Source organism: Niveibacterium sp. (assembly GCF_041909475.1).
In the GTDB taxonomy this organism is placed as follows: Bacteria; Pseudomonadota; Gammaproteobacteria; order Burkholderiales; family Rhodocyclaceae; genus Niveibacterium.
Genome location: NZ_JAYRDJ010000016.1, coordinates 85,536 through 104,906 on the forward strand (window position 1 = coordinate 85,536; position 19,371 = coordinate 104,906).

The 19,371-nt window shown below is 65.6% G+C and carries 18 protein-coding genes; 7 read left to right on the forward strand and 11 right to left on the reverse strand.

The window, feature by feature from the left end:
* Window positions 1-8: 8 nt before the first annotated feature.
* Window positions 9-791, forward strand: coding sequence for an HpcH/HpaI aldolase/citrate lyase family protein (locus ACE3P0_RS12125; protein WP_374402890.1), 783 nt, complete (start codon window positions 9-11; stop codon window positions 789-791).
* 127 nt (window positions 792-918) lie between these two features.
* Window positions 919-1,725 carry an EAL domain-containing protein gene (locus ACE3P0_RS12130; RefSeq protein ID WP_374402891.1) on the forward strand — a complete coding sequence of 269 codons (807 nt, stop codon included), beginning with the start codon at window positions 919-921 and terminating at the stop codon, window positions 1,723-1,725.
* A gap of 37 nt (window positions 1,726-1,762) precedes the next feature.
* On the opposite strand, the gene ACE3P0_RS12135 is transcribed toward ACE3P0_RS12130, so the two are convergent.
* From ACE3P0_RS12135 to ACE3P0_RS12185, 11 genes are all read right to left on the reverse strand, one after another.
* Window positions 1,763-3,226, reverse strand: a complete 1,464-nt coding sequence (locus ACE3P0_RS12135) for an NAD-dependent succinate-semialdehyde dehydrogenase (protein WP_374402892.1) — start codon at window positions 3,224-3,226, stop codon at window positions 1,763-1,765.
* On the reverse strand, window positions 3,226-4,233 hold the full coding sequence (locus ACE3P0_RS12140; RefSeq protein ID WP_374402893.1) for an Ldh family oxidoreductase: 1,008 nt from the start codon (window positions 4,231-4,233) through the stop codon (window positions 3,226-3,228). Before ACE3P0_RS12140 ends, ACE3P0_RS12135 begins: the two co-directional genes overlap by 1 nt.
* On the reverse strand, window positions 4,220-5,170 hold the full coding sequence (locus tag ACE3P0_RS12145; RefSeq protein ID WP_374402894.1) for a hydroxyacid dehydrogenase: 951 nt from the start codon (window positions 5,168-5,170) through the stop codon (window positions 4,220-4,222). The genes ACE3P0_RS12140 and ACE3P0_RS12145 overlap by 14 nt, the downstream gene beginning before the upstream one ends.
* Window position 5,171: 1 nt before the next feature.
* Entirely contained in the window at window positions 5,172-6,347 is a 1,176-nt protein-coding gene (locus tag ACE3P0_RS12150) for a UxaA family hydrolase (protein ID WP_374402895.1), read from the reverse strand.
* Between the two features lie 18 nt (window positions 6,348-6,365).
* Complete coding sequence (locus tag ACE3P0_RS12155; protein ID WP_374402896.1) at window positions 6,366-6,647, reverse strand: UxaA family hydrolase; 282 nt, start codon at window positions 6,645-6,647, stop codon at window positions 6,366-6,368.
* Window positions 6,648-6,684: 37 nt separating this feature from the next.
* A complete protein-coding gene (locus ACE3P0_RS12160; RefSeq protein ID WP_374402897.1) occupies window positions 6,685-7,437 on the reverse strand; it encodes an SDR family NAD(P)-dependent oxidoreductase in 753 nt (250 codons plus the stop codon).
* Window positions 7,434-9,761 (reverse strand): alpha-xylosidase, encoded by a 2,328-nt coding sequence (locus ACE3P0_RS12165; RefSeq protein ID WP_374402898.1) that lies wholly within the window; start codon window positions 9,759-9,761, stop codon window positions 7,434-7,436. The genes ACE3P0_RS12160 and ACE3P0_RS12165 overlap by 4 nt, the downstream gene beginning before the upstream one ends.
* Window positions 9,758-10,594: a carbohydrate ABC transporter permease gene (locus tag ACE3P0_RS12170; protein ID WP_374402899.1), complete on the reverse strand. Its 837-nt coding sequence runs from the start codon at window positions 10,592-10,594 to the stop codon at window positions 9,758-9,760. Before ACE3P0_RS12170 ends, ACE3P0_RS12165 begins: the two co-directional genes overlap by 4 nt.
* Window positions 10,591-11,556 carry a carbohydrate ABC transporter permease gene (locus tag ACE3P0_RS12175; protein WP_374402900.1) on the reverse strand — a complete coding sequence of 322 codons (966 nt, stop codon included), beginning with the start codon at window positions 11,554-11,556 and terminating at the stop codon, window positions 10,591-10,593. Before ACE3P0_RS12175 ends, ACE3P0_RS12170 begins: the two co-directional genes overlap by 4 nt.
* Before the next feature lie 10 nt (window positions 11,557-11,566).
* The gene (locus ACE3P0_RS12180) at window positions 11,567-12,832 is read right to left on the reverse strand and encodes an ABC transporter substrate-binding protein (RefSeq protein ID WP_374402901.1); all 1,266 of its coding nucleotides are present in this window, start codon (window positions 12,830-12,832) and stop codon (window positions 11,567-11,569) included.
* A gap of 186 nt (window positions 12,833-13,018) precedes the next feature.
* Window positions 13,019-15,253 carry a TonB-dependent receptor gene (locus ACE3P0_RS12185; RefSeq protein WP_374402902.1) on the reverse strand — a complete coding sequence of 745 codons (2,235 nt, stop codon included), beginning with the start codon at window positions 15,251-15,253 and terminating at the stop codon, window positions 13,019-13,021.
* Window positions 15,254-15,797: 544 nt separating this feature from the next.
* Between ACE3P0_RS12185 and ACE3P0_RS12190 the strand changes: the two genes are divergently transcribed.
* The 5 genes from ACE3P0_RS12190 (at window position 15,798) to ACE3P0_RS12210 (ending at window position 19,207) form a co-directional block, all read left to right on the forward strand.
* The gene (locus tag ACE3P0_RS12190; protein WP_374402903.1) at window positions 15,798-16,286 is read left to right on the forward strand and encodes a hypothetical protein; all 489 of its coding nucleotides are present in this window, start codon (window positions 15,798-15,800) and stop codon (window positions 16,284-16,286) included.
* A gap of 1 nt (window position 16,287) precedes the next feature.
* Window positions 16,288-17,313 (forward strand): AAA family ATPase, encoded by a 1,026-nt coding sequence (locus ACE3P0_RS12195; RefSeq protein ID WP_374402904.1) that lies wholly within the window; start codon window positions 16,288-16,290, stop codon window positions 17,311-17,313.
* Window positions 17,298-17,903, forward strand: coding sequence for a hypothetical protein (locus ACE3P0_RS12200; protein WP_374402905.1), 606 nt, complete (start codon window positions 17,298-17,300; stop codon window positions 17,901-17,903). Before ACE3P0_RS12195 ends, ACE3P0_RS12200 begins: the two co-directional genes overlap by 16 nt.
* Window positions 17,904-18,147: 244 nt before the next feature.
* Window positions 18,148-18,888 (forward strand): metallophosphoesterase, encoded by a 741-nt coding sequence (locus tag ACE3P0_RS12205; protein ID WP_374402907.1) that lies wholly within the window; start codon window positions 18,148-18,150, stop codon window positions 18,886-18,888.
* A complete protein-coding gene (locus ACE3P0_RS12210) occupies window positions 18,875-19,207 on the forward strand; it encodes a hypothetical protein (protein ID WP_374402908.1) in 333 nt (110 codons plus the stop codon). The genes ACE3P0_RS12205 and ACE3P0_RS12210 overlap by 14 nt, the downstream gene beginning before the upstream one ends.
* Window positions 19,208-19,371: the final 164 nt, after the last annotated feature.

The window sequence follows — 19,371 nt, forward strand, 5'->3', positions numbered from 1 at the left end:
CGACCCGCATGACGACGCAAACCTCATTCACCGACTGGCTCGCCGCCCGCAAGGAACCCGCCTGGGGTAGCTGGTTAATGTCGGCCACGCCCAACACTGCCGAAGCGCTGGGCTGGGCTGGCTTCGACTTTCTGGTCGTAGATCTCGAACACGTGCCGGTGGAGCCCGCACAGGCAATCGATCACCTGCGCGCGATAGCCGCCACGCCGGCGCAAGCCATCGTACGTCTCGCCGAAAGCAACCCGCTGCTGATCAAGCGCGCGCTGGATATCGGCGCCCAGAACCTGATGCTGCCTTTCGTTCAATCGGCCGACGAGGCGCGCATTGCAGCAAATGCGAGCCTCTACCCACCGCAGGGCGAGCGCGGCGTCGCCGCAATGCATCGCGCCAGCCGCTACACCACGGACGCCGACTACTTCGCGAACGCCAACACACAACGCACCCTGATCGCGCAGATCGAGACCCAGGCCGCCATCGACCAGCTCGAAGCCATCGCCGCAGTCGAAGGCATCAACGCGCTGTTCGCCGGCCCAGGCGACCTCGCGGCGAGCCTCGGCCACATCGGCAAGATCGCCGCGGGCGAGGTACAAGAAGCCTTGCAAGGCATCGCCCGCCGCAGCCGCGCGATCGGAATCCCCTGCGGCACCGTGGCGCCTACCGTCGAACTGGCTCAGCGTGCGATCGCCTACGGCTACGACTTCGTCGCGGTGTCCTCGGACATGGGCTTTCTGATGGGCGCCGCACGCAGCGCGCTGGCCCAGTTAAGAGCGATTCCTTCGGCGCATCAATAGCTCATCCACGCAACCCTACATTGCTTAGTCCGAAATCTTGGTTGGGATCGGGTTCACGGCGGGCTAAATTCGGCACCCGTTGAACGCGCCAGAGATGCTCAGGCGCCCCCGCGCATACAGGTGCCCCGTGACTGCGAAGCTCGAAAATTACATTGCTGAACTCAGTGCCAGCAGCGTCGGACCCGATTCCCGCCTTCGTCGATTGCCGGGCGGGCCGGTTCTCGGGTGTTACCAGCGCTGCGAGCTGACGAGCGTCTTCCAGCCTGTCGTGAATCTTCAGACTCATAGCGTTTTCGCGATGGAAGGCCTGATTTCATCTCGCCACGGCGAAGAACGTGGCTTGTCACCATGGGGCGTTTTCGCACAAGCCGCATCGGACACAAGCCTGATCGAGCTCGATCGGTTGTGCCGCACCGTGCATGTGCTCAATCACTTCTCGGGCCCGGAACGGACCCGGCCATTGATCGTGAATGTGCATGATCGGCTGCTCTCCGCCGTCGCCGACGACCACGGGCGCGCGTTCCGTCGCGTGCTCGATTCGCTCGGTATTCCGCCGCGTTCGTTAATCATCGAGACGCCGGAACGCGTCGCCGACTCCGTCGACCTGCTGTGCCATGTCATGGCGAACTACCGGCTGAACGGATTCGCGGTCTCCATCTCCGTTACCAGTGCCAAGCAAGCGAGCGAGATTCTGGCTCACATGCGCCCCGACTATCTGAAGCTAGATTCCCGCCGCGTTGAATCGCCGGAAACTTTGTCCGCGCTGGTACGCGAAACGCGTTCCGAAGGCGTCTGGCCGATCTTCCAGCGAGTGGAGACGCCGGCTCAACTGGAGGCGATCCAGCAAGCCGGCGGACGTTACGCTCAAGGGCACCTACTCGGCGTGCCTGCTTACCCGAAAGTGGGTCTGGAGCTCGAAGCCCCTGCGGCCTGAGGTCGCCTGATGCAGTGCGCGATGCACGTGCCCCGCTCTACGCAATGCAGAGGTAACGGCTTTCGAGGTATTCATCCAGGCCCTGATGGCCACCTTCACGCCCGAGGCCGGACTCCTTGACGCCGCCAAACGGCGCTTCCGGCGTCGAAATCGCCGCGGTATTGATGCCAAGCATGCCGTAGTCAAGCGCGTTGCCCAGGCGCAGTGTGCGGCTCAGGTCGCGCGTGAAGAAGTAGCCCGCCAGCCCCGCCTCGCCTGAATTCGCCAGCGCAACCGCCTCGGCCTCAGTGTCGAAGCGGCCCACGGCCGCAACCGGCCCGAAGGTTTCTTCACGGAACACCCGCATCGCCGGCGTGACGCCGGTCAGCAAGGTCGGGCTGTAGAAATTGCCGCCGCGCGGGTGCGTATCGCGGCCCACCCGCCGCGTCGCCCCCTGGTTCAGCGCATCGGCCACGTGCACACCGACCTTCTGCACGGCACGGGCGTCGATCAGCGGACCGATGTCGGTGCCGGGCTCACGCCCGTCGCCGACACACAGCGCTTCGATGCGGGCCGCGAGGCGCTCGACGAAGGCGTCGTGAATACCCGCCTGCAGCAGGATGCGGTTGGCACTGACGCAGGTCTGGCCCGCGTTGCGGAACTTGGCCAGCATCAGCGCATCCAGCGCCACGTCGAGATCCGCATCGTCGAAGACGATGAAGGGCGCGTTGCCGCCCAGCTCCAGTGCCAGCTTCTTCACGGTGTCGGCACTCTGGCGCGCGAGCAACTTGCCGACCGCGGTCGACCCGGTGAAGGACAGCAGGCGCACCGCCGGGTGTGTCGCGACTTCGGTACCGACTTCCGCGGCCCCGCTGCGGTCGCTGGTCAGCACGCTGAGCACGCCCGCCGGCACACCGGCCTCGATCGCCAACACCGCCAGCGCGAGCGCGGAAAAGGGCGTCTGTTCAGCGGGTTTCACCACCATCGCGCACCCGACCGCCAGCGCCGGCGCCACCTTGCGTGCCAACATCGCGTTCGGGAAGTTCCACGGCGTGATCGCCGCGCACACGCCCACCGGGCGTCGAATCGTCAGCAGGTGCCGATCGGCGGAAGGGCTGGGGATCGTCTCGCCGTAGGCGCGCCGCCCCTCCTCCGCAAACCATTCGAGGAAACTCGCGCCGAAGGTTACTTCAGCGCGCGCTTCGGCGAGCGGTTTGCCCTGCTCGGCCGTCAGGATCTGCGCGAGGTCTTCGCGGTGTTGCAGGATCAGGTCGTGCCAGCGCCGTAGCACCGCCGCGCGTTCCTTCGCGGTGCGCGCCGCCCAGGCGGGTTGGGCTTGAACCGCAGCGTCGATTGCAGTGCGGGCCTCGGCCACGCCGGTGCGTGGTACGCGCCCTACCAGGCCGCCCTGCGCCGGATTGGCGACGTCGACGCGCGTACCGGTGGCGTCCAGCCAGAGACCACCGACCAGAGCCGCTTCCCGCAGCAGATCGGGGCGCGAAAGCGCGAGTGGCGCACCCATCACGCCTCTCCGGCGAGCTGACGAAGTTGCGCAAGCTGCGCGTCAGCGACTTCGATACCCGACTCGCTGGTCGCGGCGGCAAGCTGCTGACGCCGCGTACCGGGCAGCCGCACACCTTCGTCGGCGAGAATCGCGGAGATCAGGGTTTCAATACGTGCGAAGTAGCTGTCGCTACCCGCCAGCGCGCCCGGGTCGACCAGCAGGAAGGCCTGGCCGATGCGGGGGCGGTTGCCTTCGTCCACGAAGAACGAATCGGCCTCGAAGCCGAACGCCGCCCCGGTGAGCACGGTGACCAGCAGCTCCACGACCAAAGCCAAGGCTGCACCTTTCACGCCACCGGCCGGTGCCATGGCGCCGGCAAGGCCCTTCTTCGGGTCGGTCGTGGGCTGGCCCTCGCTGTCGTAGGCCCATCCGAGCGGAATCTCTCGCCCTTCCTTGGCGGCGACCATGAGCTTGCCGCGTGCGACTTCTGACAGACTCAGATCGATCACCAAAGGCGGCCCATCGCGACGCGGAAAGACCGCGGCGATCGGGTTGGTGCCGTAAAGCGCGCGTTTGCCACCCCAGGCCGGAATGGCGGCCGGCGAATTGCTGAATGCAAGCCCGACATAGCCCGCTGCAGCAGCCGCTTCGAGGTGCCCGGCCGCCGCGCCAAAGTGGTGGCTATTGGTCACGCCGGCGAACACCACGCCTTGTTCAGGCAGGCGCGCAATGGCCTCGCTCACCGCAAACGCGCAGGCCGGAAAAGCGAGCCCCTCTCCCGCATCGACAAGGAAGGCGCCGCCACGCGACGCAACGATGCGCGGCTGCGCATCGCCAAAGACGCGACCGTTGCGCAGGTGGGTCGCGTATTGCGCCACGCGCGAAAGACCATGGCCCGCGAGCCCCTGCGCTTCGGCCGCAACGAGCGACGTGGCGGTCACCCGCGCCGCCTCATCGCTGGCGCCTGCACGCACAAGCGCGCGGGTAACGAGCGATTCGAGCGTCAGTGCGTCAAGCCGCGACATTCGAAGCCTCCTGCAACGCTGCCGCAACCGCGTCGGCAATCAGCGCGCTGACGCGGGTGTTCGACTCTCGGGTCACCCCGGCGATATGCGGCGTGAGGATCAGGTTCGGCGCATCTGCAAGCGGCGAACCCGCTGGCAGCGGTTCTTCGCCGAACACGTCGAGGGCGGCGCCACCGAGCCGTCCTGCCTTCAGCGCTTCGGCCAGCGCAGCTTCGTCGACCACGCCGCCACGCGCGGTGTTGATCAGGATCGCGCCGGGATTGAACTGCGCGAGGCGCGCGGCATCGATCAGGTTTCGGGTGCTCGGCAGCAAGGGCAGATGCAGGCTGACGATGTCGGCCTCACCAAGCAGCGCGTCCAGCGCGCGCGGCGCAACGCCGGCCTGTGCCCACAGCTCGGCGCTGTCGGAGATGGCCGGGTCGTGCGCGATCACCTTGAGGCCGAGCCCACGCGCAAGCCTGGCAGAGAGTTGGCCGATCGAACCGAAACCGATGAGCCCCAGCGTCCTGCCACCGAGTTCGCCGCCGTCGGACAAGGCCGCACGCGGCCATTGGCCAGCCGCCACCGCAGTGCTTGAAAGGAAGGCACCACGGCGCAGCAGGAATGCGGTGGCGATCACGTACTCCGCCACCGCCAGGGCGTTGGCACCGGTCGCGGGGATCACGCGGAGTCCTCGCCCTTCCGCGGCCGCGACGTCGATGTTGTCCAAACCCACGCCCAGGCGGCCGATGACTTTCGCGGCGCCGAGCGCGGCCAGCAACTCACCGCGCACCTGGGTGCGGTTGCGCACGATCAGCGCGGCAACGCCGGCTGCACGTTCCAGCAACTCGGCGGGCCGGTCCACCAGCGTGGGGTCGTAGTGCACCTCGAAGTCGCGTGCGAGTTGCGCAACCGCGGCCTCGTCCATGAACTCGGTGATCAGGATGCGCTGGGTCATGTCACGCGCTCTCGTACAGACGGGTCAGCACGAACTCGCGGTGGCCCAACGCCTCGGCGGCGGTAAGGCGGCCGTTGGCGGTGCGCAGCAGGTTTTCCAGCAGCTTGTCGCCGGCTTCGTCGAGCGAGATTTCCCGCTGCAGCAGGCCGGTGGTGTCGACGTCGATGTGCTCGCTCATCGTCCGCACGGTGCGCGGGTTCGCGCAGATCTTGATCACCGGAAGGATCGGGTTGCCGATGACGTTGCCCTGCCCGGTCGGGAAGAAGTGCACCGCATAGCCTGCGGCAGCGCAGAGCGTGACCATCTCGGCTGCAGCGGACGAGGAATCCATGAACCACAGGCCCGGCCCGGTCGGCACCTCGGCCTTGTCGAGCGCGCCATCCACCGTGCAGCGCTTGCCGATCTTCTGGATGTTGCCCAGCGCCTTTTCCTCGATCGTCGTCAGGCCGCCGGCGATGTTGCCCTTGGTCGGCTGTGACTCGGAGAGGTCGCTGGTCTTGTGGCGTTCGACCAGCGCCTGGTAGCGGTCGAAGAAGAACTGGAAGCGCTCGCGCACTTCGTCGTTCTTGCAACGCGCGGCGACCACATGCTCACCACCGGTCAGCTCGGTGGTCTCGCCAAAGAGCAGCGTGGCGCCCAGCGCATGCAGCTTGTCGAAGGCGTTGCCGACCGTGGGGTTGGCGCCGCAGCCCGAAGTGGTGTCGGACTCGCCGCACTTGGTGGAAACCCACAGCTCGGTGATGTTGGCGGGCTCGCGTTGCAGCTCGGATGCCCACTGCAGGTAGTCCTTCGCCACGCGCGAGGCACGCGCGATCGTGTCGTGGTCGCCATGCAGCTCGATACCGAAATAGCTGACGGGCTTGCCGGTCTCGGCAATGCCGTCGGCCACCTTCTTGGCCCAGCCCTCTTCGATGCCGATCACGATCACCGCCGCCACATTGGGGTTGGCGCCGGTGCCAATCAGGGTGCGGAAGTGCAGATCCAGGTCGGCGCCGAACTGCAGCCGGCCGTAGGGGTGCGGCAGCGCGAGCACGCCCTTGATGTTGTGTGCAACCGCTTCGGCCGCAGCATTCGAAAGGTCGTCGACCGGCAGCACGATGACGTGGTTGCGCACGCCCACACGGCCGTTTTCACGACGGTAGCCGAGGAAGGTGGTGTCTTTGGAAACAATGCTCATGACGGGTCGGCTCCGGGCTTACCAGCGGGTGGTCTTGATGTTGTGAACGTGGGCGTGCTGGCCCTTGCGGATCGGTGCAACGACCTTGCCGATCGAGATGCCGTACTTGATCGCCAGTTCGCCGACGGCGTGGTCGCGCAGTGCGACCTTGTGGCCGATCGGGATGTCCTGCTCGGCGACAACTTCAACGAAGCGGTCTTCGTCCATCACCCAGCCGTTGAGCGTCTGGCCGGCTTGAACGCCTTCCACCACGACCACCGCCACCGAATCGGTGGCGTCATGCAACACGAAATGAATCATTGGATTCCCCTGCTTTGAAATGGATCGGCCGCCCGGCTCACACGAGCCCGGCATCCACGATGAAGTTCTGGCCGCTGCAGCCGTTGCTGTCGTCGGCCGCGAGGAAGAGCGCCATGCGCGCGACGTGCTCCGGTTGCAGGTGCAGCTTGAGCGCCTGCAGTTCGAGGAATTTCGCGTCCTCGTCCGGCGTGCGCCACAGCCGCGCCTGCCGCTCGGTGCGGATCGCGCCGGGCACCAGCGCATTGACGCGAATGCCGTCGGCGCCCAGCTCGCGCGCCAGCGTGCGAGTGAGCCCGTTGATCGCGGCCTTCGAGGTCGAGTAACCGGCAAAGCCCGGCCGCCCGCGCATCCACGACACCGAGCCAAGGTTGATGATCGAGCCGCCTCCCGCCGCACGCAGCAGCGGTGCGACGCGCTGCGCGGCGAAGAAGTGGTGGCGCAGATTCACCGCCAGCGCGTTGTCCCACAGCTCGGGCGTGACTTCGTCGAAGGCGTGGCGGGCGTCGTTCGCCGCGTTGTTGATGAGGACCTCGACGCCGCCCAGTTGCTCCGCAAGCAGATCAATCGCTGACTGCAGCGCGGGAATGTCCCGCACATCGGCGGCAGCGAAGCGGGTTCCGGGCAAGCGGGCCTGCAGGGCTGCGCCGGCATCCGCATCGATGTCGAGGAATCCGACCTGCGCGCCCTGCCCGGCGAAGGCTTCCACCAACGCAGCACCGATACCGGTCGCGCCGCCGGTGATCAGCACCCGGCGGCCTTCCAGGCTGGGGTAACGGGCAAACGCGCTCATGCGCCGGCCTCCCCGACTGCCCGCACCCGCGTGCCGATCTGCTGCCAGCGCGTACCCCAGCCGCGCAGCGTCAGTCGCGCATCGCTGCGCAACTGCAGCACGCCCGGCGCGGCCAGCGATACCCCATCGCCCAACACCCGCGGCGCAACAGCAGGCTTACCGAACAGCCACAGTTCATCGAGCGGCTGCGCGCGGTCGATCTCGTCGGTGCGTTGCAAGGCCGGGCCGAGCGGCAGCACATGGCCTTCGCGGCCGAAAGCGGGGATGCGGTCCAGGCCCGCTTCGACCTCGATCAACTGGCCGCCCTCGTACTCCGCGTCGCTCCACAGATCGAACCAGCGGCTCCCCTTGGGCAACCACACTTCGGCACGGCCCCCGGCCTCGACCAGCGGGCGCACCAGTAAAGCCGGGCCGAACAGGTATTGCAGGTCGAAGTGGCGCGCCACCGTGTCGTCAGGGAAGGCCAGCGCCATTGCGCGGGCCACCGGCAAACCGGTGGCAATGGATTCCTCCACCGCACCAGCGATGTAGGGAATCAGGCGGTAGCGGAATTGCAGCCACTGGCGCGTCAGCGCGCTGACTTCTTCGCCGAGGTACCAGGGCTCGCGTGGACCGATGCCATGGAAGCGGCAATGGGACGAAAACACCCCTTGCGCGACCCAGCGCAGGTACAGCTCAGCGGTGGGCTGCGCCCCGTAGAAGCCACCAATGTCGCTCGAGTAGTAGGGCACGCCGGAGAGGCCGTAGCTCAGCATGCCGCGCACGCTGCCCGCCAGCCCGCCCCAATCGCTTTGCGGGTCGCCGCCCCACTGCACCGGGTAGCGCTGGCTGCCGATGAAGCCGGGCCGGCCCCAGAGCACCGCATCGCCCGGGCGGAACTTCTCGCTCGCTTCGAACACGCAGCGCTGGTAGAGCAGCGCATACACGTTGTGCAAACGCTGGCCGCTGTCGCCATTGCTGGCCACCGCGTCGTCCGGCACCTGCTCGCCGAAGTCCACTTTCAGGGTATCGACCCCGATGTCGAACAGCGCCTTGTGGGCGTCGCGCCACCAGGCGTAGGCCTCGGGCTGCGTGAAGTCCAGGATCCCGGAGGTCGGCAGCGGCGTGAGTACCGGGCCGAAGGGCGACTTGCCGCGGCGCGCGGCGAGCGGCCCGACCAGTTCGGTGCCCGGCCAGTGGTACTCATAGGCCTTGCCGGACTGATCCTTCAGCAGCCAGCCGCGCGCAGCGAAATCGTTGAACAGCGGGCCCTGCACCGAGAGCAGCGGGTATTCCCAGACGCACAGCCGGAAACCTTCGGCTTTCAGGGCACCCAGTGCGGCGGCCGGGTCGGGGAAGCGGGTTTCGTCCCACTGGAAGGAAAAGCGCTTGGCGACTTCCCAGCAGGCGCGACCATCGAGCGTGAGCACATCGCCGGGCAGCTCGCGCCGGCGCCACTCGCGTGCGACATCCAGCGCCTCTTCCGGCGTGCGGTAGTAGGCACGGCTGACCCAGGTGCCGAGGCTCCACAGCGGCACGCTGGCGGCTGCACCGGTCAGCGCGGCGTAATCGCGCAGGATCTCGGCCGGCGTGTCGGCGACGAAGAAGAACAGGTCCAGCGTTTCGTCCGGCACATCGACCACATAGCCGCGGTGGCTCCAGGGCGCGTAGCCCACGCCATGCGTCACCGGCGCCGGCGTATGCACCAGCAGCCCCCAGCCGCGCGGGCTCCATGCAAAGGGCACGTTCTTGTAGGACTGCTCCGCGTTAACACCCAGGGCATCTTCATTGCGGCCGACGATCAACTGGCCGCGTCGGTTGAGGGCGCCGAACTTCTCGCCCAGGCCATACACCGGCTCGTCGGCACCGAGTTCGAACGAGGCCAGCCAGCGGTCCTTGCCGGCAGCGAGCGCGGGCAGCCGCGCCCAGCCAAGCAGGTGCTCGTCGAGCAGCACGTCGAAAATCGAGCTGAGCAGCGCTTCGCCGCGACGGGCGACGGTGATCCGCAAGGGAGCACGATGCAGCGTCAGGCTGACATCGCCGGCCGCAAGCGTCCATGCGTCGCCGGTCGTGGCCAGCGGGAGCGGCTCGACGGCGGTCAGGCCCGGCAAGAGACCGTAGTCGGGCCGGGTTGCCGTGCCAAAGCGCAAGCGGAACACGGTGCCCGCGTTCGCAAGCCGATGTGCGGTCAGCGCGATCGGCACCTCGCCATCGGCGAGAAACCGATTCTCGCCCGCAGCCGAGAAGCCGCCATCCACAGCAGTGCTGAGGTGGCGCAAGTGTTCGCGCGGCTGCTGCGGATCGTCCAGCAGGTCGTACACGCCTGCCCCCACTCGATGATTCATCCCTTCATTCCTCCTGCGGAAAGCCCGCTGACCACCCGCCCCTGGAATACGATGATCAACAGGGCGACGGGCACGATGGCAACGACCAGCGCTGCCGAAATGACTGGCCAGGGAAAGCTGTATTCGCCCTGATAGAGCGTGATGCCGACCGGCAACGTGCGCATGGCCGGCGTGGCGTTGAAGGCGAGCGCCATGAGGAACTCGTCCCAGGCATTGACGAAGGCGAGGATGCCGGCGGTGAACACGCCAGGCGCCGACAGCGGCAGCACCACATGCCACAGCGCGCCGATGCGCGAACAGCCATCGAGCATCGCGGCGTTCTCGATGTCCGCGGGAATGCTCTGGAAGAAACTCACCAGTACCAGCGTGCACACCGGCAGGTTCATCACCGTGTAGGGCAGGATCAGCGCGGCATAACTGTTGAGCAGACCCAGCGAACGCATGGTCTCGAACAGCGGCACCATCAGCGTGACCAGCGGAAACATCGACGCGCCCAGCAACACGCCCAGGACCAGCGTGCGGCCACGCAGCCGCAGCCGTGCCAGTGCATAGGCCGCGAGCGACGACACCAGCAGCGTGCTTGCGGTGGCGAGCAGGCTGACCACCAGGCTGTTGAGCAGAAAGGTGGGCAGCGGTTGTTCGGTGAAGGCGCGCAGGTAGTTGGCGAGGCTCGCATCGCGCGGCAGCCAGGTGATCGGCACCGACACCAGCTCGACTTCGGATTTGAGCGAAGTGAGCAGCATCCACAGCGCCGGAAAAATGCCGTTGACCGCGACCACCGCCACTGCCAGCAGCCGCAGCGTGGGAAAGGAAATGCGGGCGATAGCGTTCATGCCGACTCCCTCAGCACGAAACGCAAGTACACGAAAGTGGTGAGCATCGAGAGCCCGGCCAGGCTCAGTGCGAGCGCCGCGCCGTAGCCGACATCGAGGTACTCGACGGTCGTCGTGTGGATGTACATCGCCAGGGTCAGCGTCGCCGAACCGGGGCCGCCGTGGGTCATGCTGTAGGGCACGTCGAAGGTTTGCAGCGCGGTGATCGTGCGGAAGATCAGTGCGACCATGATCGACGGCGCGAGCAGCGGCAGCGTGATGTGGCGGAAGCGTTGCAGGCGGTTGGCGCCGTCCAGGGCCGCAGCGTCGTGCAGCTCCTGCGGAATCATCTGCAGGCCGGCGAGCAGGATCAGTCCGATGAAGGACGACGACTTCCAGATCATCACCACCCACACGGCGACCTGCGCCAGCCAGGCGTCTGTGAGCCAGAGCCGTGGCGTACCGCCAAAGCGCTGCAGCAGGTCGTTGATCAAGCCATGCTGATAGTCGAAGAACCACGCGCCAATCAGCCCGGTGAAGGACAGCGGCAGCGCCCAGGGCAGCAGCAGCGCGAGGCGTACCAGCCAGCGCCAGCCCGATTCAATGTTGGCCAGCAGCGCGAGAATCAGCCCGGCGACCAGCGCCCCCGGCACGGTGACGAGCACCATCTTGGCGGTGTTCCACAGCGCATCGAGGAAGGCCGGGTCAGAGCCGAGATCGGCGAAATTGCGCAGGCCGACGAAGGGGGGCACCGCGACATCAAGCGCGGAGAGCCTAAGGTCATGCAGGCTGCTCCACACCAGTCGGCCGACCGGATAGGCTACGATGAGCAGAAGCAGCAATGCGGCCGGCGCCAGGAGGAGCCAGGCGAGCGCCTGCTCGCTCGGGTTTGCCAGACGCGCGCGCCAGGCCCGCCCCTGCGCCGCAAGGGCGCGCACCGCGCCTGCGCTGCCGGGGCGCTTCACCACCAGTTCGCCACTCAAAGCCACAGCCTCACCGGAAGATGCGCCGCAGGCGGCCTGCGATGTCGGCCACCGCCTGTTCCGGTGTCACGGAACGCGCCAGTGCCGCGCTGGTGCCAGTGCGCAGCGCATCCGACACTTCGCTGTAGCGTGCATGCACCGGGCGGGCCCTGGCGGTTTCCACCACCTCGCCGGCAAAACTGAACCAGGGCGCCTTGCGCAGCACCTCGGGATCTTTGTAGATCTCGGGGAACACCGGCAGGATGCCGCCCTCCACCGCCAGCGTGCGCGACACCTGCTTGTCGGTCAGGTAGCGCACCAGCTTCACGGTTTCGGCCTTGTGGCGAGAGAACGCCGAGACGCCCCACTGCCAGCCGCCGATGCAGCTGACCGATTTCCCACCGGCCACTGAAGGCAGCACCGCGACGCCCACCTTGCCCTTCACCGCGGAGTCCGCATCGCTCTGGAGGCGGTCCCAGGCGAAGCCCCAGTTCAGCGCGAACAGCGCCTGCCCTGCCTTGAATTCATTGACGGTATCGCCGGTCTTGATCTCGGCCACGTTGCGGCGTGTCACACCCTGATCGACCTGGTTCAACCAGCCCTTCAGCCCACGCACTGCGGCAGCCTGATCGAGCGTGAGGCGGCCCTCACGATCAGTGAGTTCCTTGCCCTCGCTCCAGTACGGGAGCAGGAAAGTGCACACCGCGCCTTCGATTGGCGCCCCCTGAAAGCTGAGGCCTTGCAGGTTGGCGGACTTCTCGCCCTGCTGCACCTTGCGCGCGGTTTCGGTCAGTTCCGCCCAGGTCTTGGGCACCGGCAGCTTGTACTTGTCGAGGAGATCCTTGCGGTAATACAGAAACAGCGCGTCGGCCGTGTATGGTAGCGCTACCACCTTGCCGCCAATTGAATTGGCGCTGGCGTATGCCGGCAGATAGCGCGACAGCGTGTTGGCTTTGTCCGCACCGAGGTGCGCGTCGAGCGGTTCAAGCCAGCCCGCTGCGGCGAACTGCGCCGGGTTGACCACATCCAGCACGAAGGCATCGATGCTGCTGTCGCGCGCACCGAGCACCGTACCGAGATACTGGCGCTGCAGTTCCGACGTGGCGCCACCGGTTTCGACCTGCACCTTGATGCCGGGATTCTTGCGCTCGAAGTCGTCGAGCAGGGAACGGATCAAATCGGGCCGCTGGTTGGCGCCCCCGGCGAAGATCCGTAACTGCACATCGGCACCCCAGGCCGCCGGCAGGGTCGTGCTCAGTACGAGCAGCGTCATGGATATCTGTTTGCGAAGGCTCATGGTCGCGTTCAGCCACGCATTGCGCGGCCCGTTGGAATGTGGGATCACGGCGATTCTAGGCAGGCGCTCTATCTGCCCCAACCAAACTTTGTTGCCGTGCTTATGCGTAAGACGCTGCATAAGCATGTGAATGGATCAGCAATGGCCGGCAGCGCCATTCAGGCACCGCCGGCCGGCGTCAAACGATCAGAAGAAGTCCTTGCGGAACTGGACGCCGAAGTAGCGCTGGTCATCACGCGGCACCCAGCGGTTAAGCACCCCGGCGTCGTGCGACAGGTTGGTCGCATAGCTCTGGTTGGCGATGTTCTTCACCAGCAGGGCTGCACGCCAGCCGTTCGCCGCATCGACCAGCGCAACACTCGCATTCCAGATGCCATAGGACGGCTGGATCGTGTCGGCGAACTGGGAAATGCTGTACTGGGTCTCCGACTGCCAGCTGTAGTCGCTGCTGATGTCGACGAAGCGGCCCGACTTGAGCGGCTCGCGCCACGTGCCCTGGATGTTCGCCTTCCAGTCCGGCGAGAACGGCAACGGTTTGCCATTCACATCGCAACTGGTCGGAGCGCCCACCGGGCAATTGAAGTTGTCGATCCGGGCGTTGATGCGCGCCACTGCCCCGCTGATCGTCAGCTGCGTCAGCGGGCGCGCGGAGAAGTCGACTTCAAGGCCCTTGGTCGAGACCTCACCGGCGTTGATCAGGCGTGTCACGATCGTGCCGTTGAGGACGTCGGCGAAGTTGGCCTGGAAGTTGTCGTACTTCGTGTAGAACGCCGCCGCGTTGATGCGCAGTCGGTTATCGAAAGAAGTCGTCTTCAAACCCAGCTCGAACGAATCCGATGTCTCCGGCTTGAGCGCCAGCGTGTCGCGCGGATTGACGAAGTTGAAGAAGACGTTGAACGCCGGCCCCTTGTAGCCGCGCGAATACGTCGCGTAGCTCGTGACACCCTTGGCGATATCGAACTGCGGGCCGATTCGGCCGCTGAACGCCGATGCGCTGGTCTCGCCCACCGTCAGCCCCTGGCTGGCGCCAACGCCTGCGAGCGCTGCACCGGCCGGATTGCGCACCCGCTCGTGCTCATAGCTCAGACTGTCATGCGTCCAGCGCAGGCCTGCGATACCGCGCAGCGCTTCAGTGAAGTTGAAGGTGGCCTCACCGTAGGCCGACGCGCTATCGGACCGGGTGCTGTACTTCGCCTCGCCGTAGCCGGACGGTGCTGGCGCGATCGCAGTGACATCGCGACGGTAGGTCTCGTCCGACTCGGCACGCAGGAAGAACAAGCCGCCCACATATTCGAGGAACTGGCCACGCGGCGATGTGATGCGGAACTCCTGCGAGTACTGGTTGAAATCCAGCACACCCTTGTCATCCTGCTGCGGCAAGCCGGCGGCGGGCGCCGACAGGCGATCCAGATCCTGGTACTGAGTGTTCTCCCACCCACGCCATGCAGTGATGGACGTCAGCGTGTGTCCCGCCAGCTTCCAGTCGATCTGTGCCGAGAGCCCGTAGTTGCGCTCTTCGGCGCGGGTATCGACGTTGTTGTTGACCTCGCGATTGTCGGACTTCGGCACAACGGGCAGCAGCGCAGCGCCAAACTTTGTGTTCGGCGCGCTCAATGCACCCGACGGATACGCGGTCGTCTGCAGGCTGGTGATCACGCCCTGCACGGTGGTATCGGTGCCCTTCGAATAGTCCCCGATCAGGCTCAACTTCAGATCGGGCGTGGCATCGTAGTCCACCCTTGCACGCAGGCCAGTGCGGTCATAACCGTTTCGGGTCTTGCCATTGGCAACGTTGGTGACGTTGCCGTCGTAATCCGCCCACGATGCGTTGAACGAACCGCGCAGTTGTTCATTGACACCGCCCGAGACGCCAGCGCGCAGGCGCTTCTCGTTTCCTCCGCTGTACCACGCTCCCTCGACAAAGGCCTCGCGTTCCGCGCCCGGCGCACGGGTGACGATATTCACCACGCCGGCTGAAGCGTTCTTGCCAAACAAGGTTCCCTGCGGGCCGCGCAGAATTTCCACGCGTTCGACGTCCAGCAGATCCAGCGTCGCCTGACCGGGGCGCGCGAGCACCACGCCGTCGAGAACGGTCGAGACCGTCGGCTCCACGCCCGGCGAGGTCGAAATCGTGCCAACCCCGCGCACGAACACCGACGTATCCTTCGACGAACCGTTGGTCCGGAAGTTGACGCTCGGCACCTCCTGCGCGATCGCGGCGATGTTGTTGCGGTTCTCTTCCGCCAACTTCTGGCCGTCGAGGACGGTCACTGCAACCGGCACCTTCTGCAAGGCTTCAGGGCGACGCGTCGCGGTCACCGTGATTGTTGGCAGGCTCTCGCCATCCTTGTCAGTCGCCTGCGGCTCAGCAGCGATCACGGCGCCGGGCGTAGCCAGCGCGAGCGCAACGCACAAGGCCATCGGCCTTACCCTCAAGCCCCCTTGATCCACGCCGTGCCCACATCCGTTGGCGGAGCGAAGACCCTGCCAATCCATTTGTCTCGCGATGACCCCTTTGTATTCCGTATCCATACAGCTCTCCGATTTGGCTTGATTTCCGCTCCTCCATCACGTGACAGCCATAAACTCCCTACGACGGCCCATCAGATGGTAGCGCTACCATCGAAGTCTGCAGGCACGGTCCAAACAGGGTCAAACAAGATTTTCCGCAATCAATTCCAGCGACCTAGATATGCCTGGTGTCGTCGTACCGATAGGTCTTGTTCAAAACCTCGAACGCACTTGATAAGGGGCATCGCCCAGAGTGAGCACGCTCCTCGACGAGCTTCAGGGGGCACGAATCTTTGGCGCTACGCAATAGACCTTCTTCGGAGCGACCAAGGCCGCGCCAGCCCCAGCCCTGTCCACAGATTCTGTGGATCGCAATTCCCGCAATCAGCAAATACCGCTGGCGACTCGTGAGATCGGTGCATAGCCTTTACGGGCACCTACTCAGGAGAAGCCCGTGCTCGTATTCATCGACACCGAATTCACGTCTCTTACCTCCCCGCAATTGCTGAGCATTGGGCTAGTGACCGAGGCTGGCGACAAGTTCTACGCTGAGTTGACCGGAGTCCCGATCGCCGCTTGCTCCGACTTCGTACGCGCCGACGTGCTGCCGCTGCTAGGGCTCATTCCGCCAACAGTGGAAGGACCGGCGGAGGTCGTCGCGAGCGCCCTCAATGACTGGCTCTCCTCGCTGGGGCACGTGATGCTTGTGATTGATTTCGTCGGTGATCTGACGCTGCTCGACGATCTGTTGGGTCAGCGTCACCCGTCAATCGCAGCCGTCGTCGATGCCGGACCGCTGGCGTCACAGTCAGCCTTTTCCGACGCCCAGGACCGCGTGTGGCGCGCCCATGCAAACATGCGTCACCACGCGCTCATTGACGCCATGGCGCTCGCCGAAGGCTGGCGAGCCTTGATGCGCGAGCGCGCTCAGGAGGACTCGTGAGATGGCCGACATCCACGAAGTGCGTCGCTGGCTCTGGGAGCGCCGCGCGGAAACCGAAGTCCAAGATAGCACCCGCGAGCAGGACGAGCCGGCGCGCGTGTTGTCTGCGAAACCCATGTTCCAACTGGTGCGGCAGATCGCCAATTCGCGTGCTGACCACACCCAGCACCGTCTCGAAGAGGCCGAACGGACGCGCGCGATTCAGAAGACCATCGAGCAAGCGGGGATCATGCGCGAACTGGGCGGCCCCTGCGGGGGCGATGCCACCGCTGAACTGGACTGCCTGCGCCAGTCTCACCCGAACTTCGCGGCAGCCATTGACCACCTGCAGCGCGAGGCGATTTTGAATGGCGCGATCGGGCGGCCCATCACTGGGCAGCGTCTGATCCTGGTCGGTCCTCCCGGCGTCGGGAAGACAGACTTCGCATTGAGTCTCGCGCACGTGTTGGCGCTCCCAACGCCACTCGTGATCGACATGGCCTGCGCGCAACACAGTTCGGACTTGGCCGGTTCATCGACCCACTGGTCGAACTCGGCACCTGGCCGACTATTCGAGTTTGTAGCTGCCAACCCGGTGGCCAATCCGCTGGTCGCCCTCGACGAACTCGACAAGGCCCGAACCGACAGCCGCACGGACGATCCGCTGGCGCCTCTGCTCCACCTGTGGGAACCGCGTACCGCCCGCCAATGGTCAGATCAATCCGCGCCGTGGATCGAGCTTGATCTGTCCGCAGTCAATTGGGTCGCCACCGCCAACCACCTCGACACGATCCCGCATCCGATCCTCTCGCGCGCCCAGGTGTTCGAGGTTCGCAAGCCAACGCGCGCCGAAGGGGCCATCATCATCCAGTCGGCATACGCACGCCTGCTTGCCGAACGGCAGCTTGACGGATGGCTTCCGCCGCATATCGCACCCGCGCTCGCCCGCCAGCTCAGCGAACTGCCGCCTCGCCAGGCGAGGAGAGCCCTCGAGCGTGCCGTCATCGAGCACCTCAGCCGGAGACCGAAAACATGCCAATGGCACTGAGCGACCGCGCGATCAGGCGCGCGGAGGCGAGAAACACAAAGCGCTGGGAGGATCTTGAGCGCAAGCTCTGTGCGTTGCCGACGCCGGAAGCGTGCGGCGGTCTGAGCACGGCCGCGCTGGAGCGCAAATTCCGTGCATCGATCAACGAACGCATTTTCCGCTGCGACGTACCCGCCCAAACACCGGCTGAGGCCCTGGTAAGGCTAAGCGATGCCTTGGGTGGCCCCGTGGAGGGCCTGAAACCCCTGTTTGCCATCGCATTCCTGCTCGAACATGCCCCGGCGATCTGGCGCAAGCTCTCCACCGATGAGCGAATCACGCCCTCGCCCGCCCAATTCGGTAGGGTCCTTGACGGCGTGCTGGACGCCCTCACACAACTGCGAGTCGACATTCTGGCCCTCGCGCAGCGCCAAGCGCTCGGAGAAGCCGAAGGCGCTGACATTGCCGAACATATCCAAACCCACCCGCGCGCCTGCGAGCCTCCCGCGCTACGCAAAGTCGCATCGCGCTGGCTGCCCGACGACACGCCACCTGCGCTCCGGCAAGCCGTCCAAAGAATGCAACCCAGCGAGTTTCGGAAGGTGCCGTGATGGCGAGCTTTTTGACGGAATGCACCGACGCCGTGCGTGCAGGACTTGTCCTCGTGACCACGGCCGACGAGGCGGATCGCGCGCGGGATCGTGGCATCGACCCTCGGTGGATTGAGGACGTGCAAGCGTTTGCGCGACTTCCGGGCTGTGCTGTTTTGGCGGACGAAGGCGCGCCAGCGAGCGAACGCGAGCGCTGCTGGCGCGTCCTTTGCGGACTCATGGGTCAAGCGTTGCAGAGCGTGCAATGAGTCCAGCAATCTGGTTCTGCGGCGACCCTCATGGCCAGTTCACCCACATCGTGCGAGCTGTCCAGCTGCGCCAGCCGAATGCCATCGTCCTGCTCGGCGACATCGAGGCGTCACAACCGCTCGAACGCGAACTCGCGTCGATCCTGGATCTCACGGAAGTGTGGTGGATCCACGGAAACCATGACACCGACAGCGAAGCGAGCTACGACAATTTGTTTGGGAGTGAACTCGCCGATCGCAATTTGCACGGCCGGGTTGCGACCGTCGCAGGCGTACGTATCGCGGGTCTGGGCGGCGTCTTTCGGGGCGGCGTTTGGGCACCACCGCTCGATCCCACATGGCCGTCAGCCAGCGAATATCTGGCGCGCTGCGGCAAAGGCAACCGCTGGCGTGGCGGATTGCCGCTGCGCCAGCGCTCAACGATCTTCCCGGACGAACTAGAGACGCTGGCGGTCGCATCCGCCGACGTACTGGTCACCCATGAGGCACCAGGATGGCACCCACACGGATGGCCCGCGCTCGACGAATTAGCGGCAAGCCTGGGCGTCGCCCTGCATGTGCATGGCCACCAGCACGACTCACTGCCCTACTCCTCACTGATGCCCCAATCTGTGCCCTATCGACCTGTGGGCGTGGGCTTGCGCGGCATTACTGCACTGGACGGGACAGTAATTCGGCCCGGGGAGCTCGACGAGCAACGCAACAGCCGCTTTGGAGGATCTGATGCGGATTATTGACAGCTACATGAAACACATGGGCTCTTGTCTCGCCAACTTGCCTGTGCAGGCGGTGATCGACGACGACGCCCGCTCGGTGACCATCCGAGCGCCGCGGTTCGACTCGGCCCTGCTCGCCGGTTTTGTGGAACAAGTTCTGCCGCGGCATGGCGTTCGCGCGGCGTTTCGAGACGACAACGACCCACGCCGGACGCCGCCCGAGGCGCAATGGTCGATGGTCTTCGTGCTCGGCGACACGCACCTGCATTTGTACGCAGTCAAACTGGGTAGCTGGGTGGGTGGTCAGATGGCGCTTGTTCTGAGTACGAACCCATGCTGATCTTCCTCGACACAGAGTTCACCGACCTCTTCGACTGCGAGCTGATCTCGATCGGCATGGTGTCCGAGGACGGTCAGGACCTGTTCTACGCCGAGCGCAGCGACTATCGGCGCGCGGCGGTTAGCGATTTTGTGCGCCTCGCAGTTTTGCCGCACCTAGGCCAG